This is a genomic window from Oscillatoria sp. HE19RPO, assembly GCF_024220515.1.
Taxonomy (GTDB): Bacteria; Cyanobacteriota; Cyanobacteriia; order Cyanobacteriales; family Laspinemataceae; genus Laspinema.
On sequence record NZ_JAMXOT010000180.1, the window covers coordinates 1 to 9,436 of the forward strand.

The window sequence follows — 9,436 nt, forward strand, 5'->3', positions numbered from 1 at the left end:
TGTAGTAACGACTTCAGTCGTTATCCCCCGTTTGTTCGCAGAAGAAACGACTGAAGTCGTTACTACGAACAAGAGATTTTCCCCCGTTTGTAGTAACGACTTCAGTCGTTATCCCCCGTTTGTTCGCAGAAGAAACGACTAAAGTCGTTACTACGAACAAGAGATTTTCCCCCGTTTGTAGTAACGACTTCAGTCGTTATCTTCCCTTGATTCTGCCAAGAAACGACTGAAGTCGTTACTACGAACAAGAGATTTTCACCCGTTTGTAGTAACGACTTCAGTCGTTATCCCCCACTTCCCTCAAAACTCAATTTCTGAGTTCGGGTTAGCGAGATTTAACCGATGCTTTATTCTTCCAGCAGACTTCTTAACATCCAAGCGGTTTTTTCATGAATCTGCATCCGCTGGGTTAATAAATCAGCGGTGGGTTCATCGTTTGCTGCGTCAACGGTGGGGAAAACAGAACGAGCAGTCCGCACTACGGCTTCTTGTCCTTCTACTAACAACTGAATCATCTCTTTGGCTTTCGGAACGCCAAGGGTTTCTTCAATGGAGCTTAATTTACTAAACTCGCTATAAGTCGCGGGTGCTGGATATCCCAAGGCGCGAATCCGCTCGGCGATCATATCCACAGCTAAGGCCAATTCGGTGTATTGTGTTTCAAACATCAAGTGCAAGGTCTGGAACATGGGCCCAGTGACGTTCCAATGGAAATTATGGGTTTTTAAGTAGAGGGTGTAAGTATCGGCCAGGAGTCGCGATAATCCATCAGCGATCGCTTGCCGGTCTTCTGCATTAATGCCAGTATTGATTTTTGAGATGGTGTCTTTGTCTTTGTCTTTGTCTTTATCTTTGTTTTTATCTTTTCCCATGATTCGGTCTCCTTTAGAACGAGTATATTGTGAACGGGATGACTAGAGCATCGGTACAGTATGGGTGAGAAAGCGGGTTTCTTGACAACCTACTGCTGGCTTGGGAACCAAGAAAGGTCCAAAAACCCGGTAATCGTCCCATTGCTTGAATACTGTACCGGCTCTATCGGCAGTATCGACTCAGGCTAGGTGCATTTTTAGCACCGATCGCGGAGCACGACGGACGTTACAGCGAATGGTTTTATGGCCTAGGCGTTGACAAGCCTCATAGCGATGACAACCCGAAAAGCCATAATATTCCCCTTCTACTTCTAGCACGTCAATTGGTTCTAGTAATCCGATTTCTTGGATGGACGCCATCAGCGTCTCTACTTTTTGTAAGTCATTCTGGCGCGGTAAGGGACGCCGAATCTTGGCGATCGGGATTTCTTCGACTCTCATAGTTGTGATTTCTGGGTTTTTGGTGGCTTTCTTATATCATAGTCGGAATGAGTATGAGTTGCAACAAGGAGATTGGGGAGGATGGGGGGGATGGGGGAGATGGGGAGGATGGGGGGGAAATGGGTTGAAAGTTGGGGGGGATTTTGACCAGAATAGAGGGGATAAAATTAACGATCGCCTTCCAGGGCGATCGCCCACTGAGAGGTTAAGGGAGTGAAATGCTTGCAGTGGGAGGAAAATTAGGCCATTGTCGAGAGTTTAGAGCGGATATTTAAACCAAACAAACGGGTATCGAACGGTGAAATCAACAGCATATCAAGAACAGAATCCGGGGGTCCATTCCCAAATTGTCAGCGATCGCCAAGCTATAGATCAGATTGGGGAACCGAAACCGACTGCTGTCACTCCAACCGCCAAACCGATGGGACGCCAATGGTTAGGGCGGATATCTGGGGTGGTGGTGACGGTCCTGTGCTTCTGGATCGTTCCTGGGGAAGTGGTCCGCGCCAATCAAGTGCAGAATCGAGAACTGGAGATTGGGGTGGTGCAGCGCTTTGGCAGCAAACCGACGGATAAGCTAATTCTGAAAGCCTTAGAAGGCGATCGCCTCTATGTCCGCTTTGAGGGGGGGGATGGGACACCTCAAACCCAGGAAGTGAAAGAGATCCAGCTAGAAATTGTCATGAAACCCCTAGCCGAGCCCATCCTAGAAGAACGGCTGGTGTTGAGTACCCATCGCAGTTTCGAGAATGCGGAACAGAATGCGGATGAATGGCGAAAAAAGGGAATTGAGGTAGAAATTGCTCATCCGGGACGCTGGCAAGTCTGGGCCCAGCGCGAGGTCTATGGGACCCCGCTATTGCGCCGGTTATTGCTGCAAAATCTGCAAGCGGAGGGATATGAAACCGCCTTTTTGGATACGGAGATTCTCCAGCAGAAACCCCAACCGAGTTGGGTATTTGAAGGGTTCCGCTATAATCGCGATCGCCTAGAGATTTGGGCCGGGAGCGATCGGATTCAAGTTAGCCGAGAAAAAGAGGACCGCAACCCCACTCTATATCCGGGGAATTTGCGAATTCAACCCAATGCTTACGGCAGCTTTACCTTAGTTAATGAGGTCCCTATGGAGGACTATTTACGGGGAGTTGTCCCCCATGAAATTGGAGCAGATGCCCCTTATGCCGCAGTCGAAGCGCAGGCGATTATTGCTCGAACTTATGTGCTGCGGAATTTGCGACGATTTGCGATCGATAACTACGAGTTATGTGCCAGTACCGAGTGCCAGGTTTATAAAGGAGTGGGCGAGACTTGGGACCGGTCCGATCGCGCGATCGCCGCCACTGCCGGGAAAGTGCTGACTTATAACAACGAATTAATCGACGCCCTCTATTCCTCGACCACTGGGGGGATCACTGCCCCTTTCCAGGATATGTGGGATGGGGCCGATCGCCCGTATTTGAGAGCAGTCCTTGACTCCGTAAGCAACGTCTGGGACTTATCCCGCTACAGTTTAGACAACGAGCAGAACTTCCGCAGGTTTATTACTCTGGACAAAGGGTTTAACGAAGAAGGGTGGGATGTGTTTCGGTGGCGCGAAGTCAGCAGCTTGGCGCAAATGAACAAAGATCTGAAGAGTTATCTGCAAGAGAAGCAGCATCCCCAGGCCAATTTCCAGACCATTCAGACGGTGGAAGTGGTGGAAAGAAGCAATGCCGGACGAGCGATCGCCGTCAATGTCACCACGGACCAGGGGTCAGTCAGACTGGTGAAAGATGAAATTCTCCGAGCATTCTGGGCACCGTTGAGTACCTTCTTTTACCTAGAACGGATGTATGGAGAGGATAAAAGCTTTAAGGGGTATGTTTTTGTCGGAGGCGGATTTGGACATGGGGTGGGATTAAGCCAAAGTGGTTCTCATCGACTCGCGAAATTAGGATGGACCAGCGATCGTATTCTCAAGTTCTACTATCCCGGCACCGAAATTCAACCCATTTCTGAGGACATTATTTTTTGGCGCGACCCCTTAGTAACTTCCGACAGGGGTTGAAATCCCTTTCTGTAGAGGCGCTTCTCGAAGCGCCTCTACAGATGGTTGAAAGCTTTGTCTGTCGGGCGCTTCTATGAGCGCCCCTATATATTTTTGTCGGGCGCTTCTCGAAGCGCCCCTACAGAGGGTTGAAACTGACTGACTGTAGCAAAACCCAGGAGGGGTTTAAATCCTATAGCCTGTAGGGGCGCTTCGAGAAGCGCCCGATCGGCTTGCCCAAGATCAACTGTAGGGGCGCACCGTTTGTTGTGCGCCCCTACATTTTGAAAATGGAAAAATTTTAAAGGGTGGAGTTCTCTTAGTAGAGTTCTTCCTCTTGATGAGTCAGAATCGTACAGTCAGAACTCGGGTAAGCCACGCAGGTTAAGACATAACCAGCTTCAATTTGCTCATCATCTAAGAAAGACTGGTCAGACTGGTCAACGGTCCCCGAGGTAATTTTGCCTGCACAGGTAGAGCAAGCACCAGCACGGCAGGAATAGGGCAGGTCAAGACCTTGTTCTTCCGCAGCATCGAGAATGTAGGTATCATCCTCCACTTCAATGGTTTGATTGAGACCTTCGGCTTCGTTGATTAAGGTGACTTTGTAAGTTGCCATTTAGTGATCTTCTCCAGATAATCGACAGGCTTATAAGTTTTGCTAATGCAGAGGTCACGCCTTGATTAACGCGCCAGTCTGCGGGTTAGGATCAGCCTTTCTCTGATATTAGGGGAAAAATCAAAGGTTGCAACACCCTTTGGCCCCTTTATCCCAACAAAATTTATTATAAAAATTTCTAATTTAATCCTGATTACTTATACCTAAAGAAGGACCCACCTAAAACTTAGCTCAGGTATCCACCGGGCAGAAGTTAGAGTAGTATCGATTCTATTGAAGAAAGCAAACTCAGACCGTGACGACATCCTCTAGTCCTAGTACAAACCGATCGCCCTCCCTGGTCCCAGTCACCCAACTCCCGATTCGGGTGGGGCTGGTTGGCACAGGTTTTGTGGCAAAACTCCGAGGGCAAACCCTCCAAGAGGATGAGCGATCGCGCTTAGTGGCGGTGGCGGGACATACGCCCGAAAAAACCGAGGAATTTGCCCAAATCCATCGGACTACCGCCATGAACTCCTGGCAAGACTTAATTGCCAGGGGGGACCTGGATCTCGCGATCATTTGCAATATCAATCGCGATCGCGGTGCCATCATTCGGGCGGCCCTGTTAGCCGATTGTCACGTCGTCGTGGAATATCCCCTCTGTTTGGATCCCGCAGAAGCTGAGGACTTGATTGCCTTAGCAACCGCCAGACAGCGGCTGCTCCATGTCGAACATATTGAACTGTTGGGGGGAGTTCATCAGGCCCTAAAACAGTCCTGGAACGAACTGGGAGAGGTCGCCTATGCCCGCTACAGTACCCTCAACCCGCAACGGTTGGTTGGGCGCAAGTGGAGCTATAACCGAGAATTATTGGGCTTTCCCTTGACTGCGGCCCTCTCGCGTCTGCATCGCCTGACGGATGTTTTGGGTAAAGTCGCCACGGTAAGCTGTCAAAGCCGGTTTTGGGAGGAGCCAACGGAATCAGAGTATTTTCGGGCTTGTTTATGTAGCGCTCAGTTACGGTTTACCAACGGGGCGATCGCCTCCGTCCTCTATGGCAAAGGAGAAATCTTTTGCGCCAGCGAACGAAAATTGGAACTGCATGGAAGTCAGGGAACCTTGATATTTGATGGCGATCGGGGGCAACTGGTGCGCGACGGTGAGATTACCCCCCTGGAAGTCGGGACCCGACGGGGGTTATTTGCCAAAGATACCCAGATGGTCCTGGATCATTTAACCCAGGGAACCCCATTATATGTGGACCCCAGGGCCAGTCTTTATACCCTCAAAGTTGCTGATGCCGCCCGTCTAGCCGCTGAAACCGGAAGGACGACTGTCTTGGAAGAGGAGTCTGAACCCAATATTTGAGGGGGGAGTCACCGGAACCACTCATGATCCCCCAGTTCCGGTTAGGATAAAAGAGGCACTCTCGGGTTTGTCTTTTTTGATGCTCATAGAATAGATAAACGTCACCATTCCAATCTGCAATCAAAGGGAGTTAATATGGGCGCGAGTCTCCAACAAATCGCCGATTATCTTGACAACCGGGCTTGGCAATATGAGGTTGATCCAGAACATCATCGGATTATCACCGGCGTTCAAGCAGAAAACTTAGAAAGTTTCCCCATCGTGATTCAACTCGATGAAGATGGAGAATTTTTCAAGCTGTTTGCGCCGAAAGTCTTATCAGGAATTAGCAATCATCCTTACAAAGAGTCAATTCTCCAGACGATGTTGTGTATTTCCTGGGAAACAAAAATGCTGCAATGGGAATATGACCCGACCGATGGAGAAATCCGAGCCATTATTGAATTTCCCTTAGAAGATTCCCAGTTGACTGAGAGACAATTTAATCGGTGTTTGAGTGGATTAATTCAAATTGTGGATGATATTGCCATGCCACGGCTTAAAACCGTCATGGAAACCGGGAAAGACCCGGGGGATGAAGATATTGGAGAACGGCTGCTGTTAACCTTACAGGAAGAAGCGCCGGGACTGTTAGACTTATTAGAAAAAGCAATGCAAGCGCGGAAAAAACGGGGAATTTTGCCCTCGGATTATTTTTGAATAGGGTAGGCGGTACGCTTTTCTCTCTCTAAAGAAAAGGATTAGAAAATTTGGACACCCTGGGAGTGCGGTAAGCGCAGCTATGCCTAATTGCTTTGCATCTTGCTCGCTAAAATTATCCAATTTAAATGCCTAGGCAGCTTAGGACGTTGAAAACGGCGATCGCGCACTTATTCCTTAAATGCGATCGCCAGGGCTGATTCTCAAGATTAACGGGTGTCGTCTTATCGGCCTAAGAGATTCGGAATACCTTCGCACCCTCCCGGGATAGTTTGTCGGGTTTTAGAACCGCCCCAGGCACAGATGTAATAGCGTTGACTCTCAGACATCCGCTCAACTTTAGAGAAATTTGCATTCTCGACGACTGCGCCGGTATGTTCCCCGGTTTGATAATTGGGCCGTTTGGTCCGACTGCGCGGGGAAGCGGTTTCTACAGGTCCGTAGAAGAATCGGGTCGAGTTGAGGTCGGCACCGGAAAGGTTAGCTTCGTACAAAATAGCCCGGGAGAGATTAGCTTTGACCAAATCGCACTTCTGGAGATCGGCGCGAACGAGATTGGCTTCGCTTAATTCGGTCCAGCGCAGATCGGTGCCGGAGAGGTCAGAACCGGCTAACATGACACCCAAGGCGATAACGCGAACCCCATCAATCCGGTCTTCTGCATAGCCTCCGTCCCCATCGAGGATGGGACGACCGAGATGGCGATCGCGCATTAAAGGGGTCAAGAGCCTAGACTGGGAGAGAAATCGGATAATTTTGGCTTTCCCTTCACTATCGACACTAGCGAGAATCGCTGCTGTCCTTCCTTCGGCGATCGCCCGTTCTTGAGGCCAGTCTTCTAGTAATCCTTCTGCATTTAAGGCTAAGTCAGATACCCCTTGAAAGAAGGTATCAATGGTTTGCTGTTGGGTAATCCGGTTTTGCTGAATCGTTAGTTCTTTGGAAATGACATACTGTCGCCACGCCACATAGACGGCGATAATGGCAATCAAGATTTGACCCAACGCACCGACGATTTCCCCAACGGCCCCGATCGCCTCCCAGTTAATCTGGATATTCCGGCTTCCCGGTTGTTGATTGGAGCCACTGAGCATCAGCAGGCCGATGATCCCCGTCAGCAGTCCCACAAAAGCAATCACAACCGCACGCCAAGGGTTAGGGACCAACTGGACCCAAATCCGACTCCAGTTGGGCCAGATGATTCGCAGGGAAATCGCAAAGGTAGCGACGGCACCGGCGAACCCGAGTAAGATATTATCGATCGCCAACCCGAAGACCATGATGGCGATCGCTGCTAAAACTAGCACTCCCCCAGGGCTAGATCTGGGGTTGTCCTCCAAGGGGGGTAAGGTGATCGGCGAAGGTTGTGTCTTCCCTATGTTCTGTTGGTATTCATCCAACTCTGATAAGGCCTCCGATGGGGTTATGGGTTCTGCGCTGACACCGTTGTTCCTCGCAGTGCGATCGCGTTCGGGGGTGGCATTTCCGACGGTCCCTCTCAGTGGTTCGGGAGAAACGGAATTGTTTCCTCGTTCTGAAGGGTTAACTGAGGAGGAGTTGTCTCTAGGGTTGGAGTTGGATGAGTTAGGCGTTGGGTCGGGGTTCATGGTTTTGAGAAAGCAGAGGAAGCTACTGCCAGGGAGGATTGGAATAGCCCAGAAGGGCTTTGTAGAAAATTGTACCTAACCTGGGCATGATCTGGGTTGATCTTTTGGAGTAGGGGGGAGTGGAGAGGAGTCAGGGGTAAGTAACCCAGTCTGGGAATCGGCGATCGCCCGGTGGAAATCAGGGGAATCAATTTGCTAGGGATGAGGAAAGATTTGTAAAGATGCACCCTGTGGTGAGTTCTTCCCTTAAAGGCTACATTTTTTCAATCGGGTGGCTAAAAATGACCATAACCGACCGCGCCTTCCCCAACTCGGGAGATGTCCGACGGGTGCGGTGAGATCAAAGGTTAGATCGGCATAAGAGACCCATTCGTTATCTCGTCGCCATCCGAGGCGATCGCCAAAAGATTCGTAGTCTTGGGCGGTTTCTCTCCACATCTGTCTTTGGATGCTCAAGCCGAAATGTCCATTGCTGTATTCGCTCCAGAGGCGATCGAGGGTGCGCAGATCTCGGCAGGGAAAATGTTTGACATCTTCTATGTTGAGGCGACCTTCTGCCTCTCGACCCGCCACGCGCAGCATCAGGGCCTCGGTTTCGCGATCGGCTTCCTGCCATTGACCGGCAGCTAATAGCTTCTCTAGGACAGTATAGTCCATGCCGACGGCTGAGATAGAAGGGGAGATTTCCGGGATAGCCGGGGTCATCTGCGGGGGTTGGGGGGAGTTTTCCGATGGCTCTTGGAGTAATTCTAACCAAGCCGTGATGGACTGGGGCCGATTTTCGGGGACTAATGCCAACCCCTTAAGAATAGCTGTATTAACGCGATCGCTCACCGATTGATTGAGGGTTTTTGGGGGCAGTAAAGGGTCGGTTTGGGTTTTCGCCCAACTGCGATCGCGAGAACTCGCTGATGGGGGAACTTTAGCCGTCAACAGGGAATATAAAGTAGCCGCCAATCCATATACATCCGTATAAGCACCGCGCAAGGCTCGCAGATCGTACTGTTCCAGAGGCGCAAATCCCCGAGACCCTTGTTTATGATGAACTTCCACTTGATCCTGGGAAAACTCCCGGGCTAATCCAAAATCAATCAACACCGCATCTGAGCGTTCTTGACGTAAGACAATGTTCATTGGCTTAACATCACGGTGTAAGAACCCTTGTTGATGGACCAGACGCAGAGCATCAGCGATTTGGTAGGTATAAAACAAGGCTTCTCGTTCAGATAACCGGCCTTTTTGTTTAACCAAGCGGGCCAGAGGCGTGCCATCAATGTATTCTAACACTATACAGCAGAGGGAGTCCGTATCAATGACTTCTTCAAGTCGCACAATACTGGGATGAATGCAGCGAGACAAACAGTCCGCTTCCTTGAGAAATTCTTCCTTATATTTAGCAAGTTCTTGAGTAAAGCGAGCTTTTCGGCCCAAAGTTTTAATTGCAAAAGGTTGATTGCGATCGTTCCGAGCTAGATAGGTAATCCCAAATCCGCCTTGACCGAGTTGGGATTCGATCGTGTACTTGCCGTTGAGTAATTGTTCTCCGGGTTGCCAAGCCATAATTGGTTGCTCTTGATTAGTATCCGATATTGTACTGGGACCGCCATAAAAATAGCCACCCATCTAGCAATGTTGAGCGAGTGGGTGGCCTATAGTTGTCAATCGGGGCTGAAGTTGCTTAGATTAGGGGATTCCAACAAATAAATCATCCTTGCTTTGATGCGATCGCACCTAACAAGGCTCTTTTAGCCCGCGCAGGCACCGCTTTGTCCGTGTAGCCCCAGGCTTGAGCCTGCGGGTTTTTTGAAGGTTTTATTTTTT

At 49.8% G+C, this 9,436-nt stretch carries 9 protein-coding genes; 4 read left to right on the forward strand and 5 right to left on the reverse strand.

Annotated elements, in window-relative coordinates; all coding sequences use genetic code 11:
* Window positions 1-347: 347 nt before the first annotated feature.
* Window positions 348-872 (reverse strand): Dps family protein, encoded by a 525-nt coding sequence (locus tag NG833_RS16775; RefSeq protein WP_254566434.1) that lies wholly within the window; start codon window positions 870-872, stop codon window positions 348-350.
* 180 nt (window positions 873-1,052) lie between these two features.
* Window positions 1,053-1,313, reverse strand: coding sequence for a ParB N-terminal domain-containing protein (locus NG833_RS16780; RefSeq protein ID WP_015150546.1), 261 nt, complete (start codon window positions 1,311-1,313; stop codon window positions 1,053-1,055).
* Window positions 1,314-1,611: 298 nt separating this feature from the next.
* Between NG833_RS16780 and NG833_RS16785 the strand changes: the two genes are divergently transcribed.
* A complete protein-coding gene (locus tag NG833_RS16785; protein ID WP_254566435.1) occupies window positions 1,612-3,360 on the forward strand; it encodes a SpoIID/LytB domain-containing protein in 1,749 nt (582 codons plus the stop codon).
* Window positions 3,361-3,658: 298 nt separating this feature from the next.
* Here the strand turns inward: NG833_RS16785 and NG833_RS16790 are convergent, their stop codons facing one another.
* Window positions 3,659-3,958, reverse strand: coding sequence for a ferredoxin (locus tag NG833_RS16790; protein ID WP_254566436.1), 300 nt, complete (start codon window positions 3,956-3,958; stop codon window positions 3,659-3,661).
* 295 nt (window positions 3,959-4,253) lie between these two features.
* Between NG833_RS16790 and NG833_RS16795 the strand changes: the two genes are divergently transcribed.
* Together NG833_RS16795 and NG833_RS16800 are read left to right on the forward strand one after the other, a co-directional pair.
* Window positions 4,254-5,309, forward strand: a complete 1,056-nt coding sequence (locus NG833_RS16795) for a Gfo/Idh/MocA family protein (protein WP_375293920.1) — start codon at window positions 4,254-4,256, stop codon at window positions 5,307-5,309.
* A gap of 135 nt (window positions 5,310-5,444) precedes the next feature.
* Entirely contained in the window at window positions 5,445-6,008 is a 564-nt protein-coding gene (locus tag NG833_RS16800; protein ID WP_254566437.1) for a hypothetical protein, read from the forward strand.
* 224 nt (window positions 6,009-6,232) lie between these two features.
* On the opposite strand, the gene NG833_RS16805 is transcribed toward NG833_RS16800, so the two are convergent.
* On the reverse strand, window positions 6,233-7,510 hold the full coding sequence (locus NG833_RS16805; RefSeq protein WP_254566440.1) for a pentapeptide repeat-containing protein: 1,278 nt from the start codon (window positions 7,508-7,510) through the stop codon (window positions 6,233-6,235).
* Between NG833_RS16805 and NG833_RS16810 the strand changes: the two genes are divergently transcribed.
* Window positions 7,434-7,694: a hypothetical protein gene (locus NG833_RS16810; RefSeq protein WP_254566441.1), complete on the forward strand. Its 261-nt coding sequence runs from the start codon at window positions 7,434-7,436 to the stop codon at window positions 7,692-7,694. The two genes, NG833_RS16805 and NG833_RS16810, sit on opposite strands and share 77 nt — an antisense overlap.
* Window positions 7,695-7,861: 167 nt before the next feature.
* Here NG833_RS16810 and NG833_RS16815 read toward each other — a convergent pair whose 3' ends face one another.
* Window positions 7,862-9,175: a serine/threonine-protein kinase gene (locus NG833_RS16815; RefSeq protein WP_254566438.1), complete on the reverse strand. Its 1,314-nt coding sequence runs from the start codon at window positions 9,173-9,175 to the stop codon at window positions 7,862-7,864.
* Window positions 9,176-9,436: the final 261 nt, after the last annotated feature.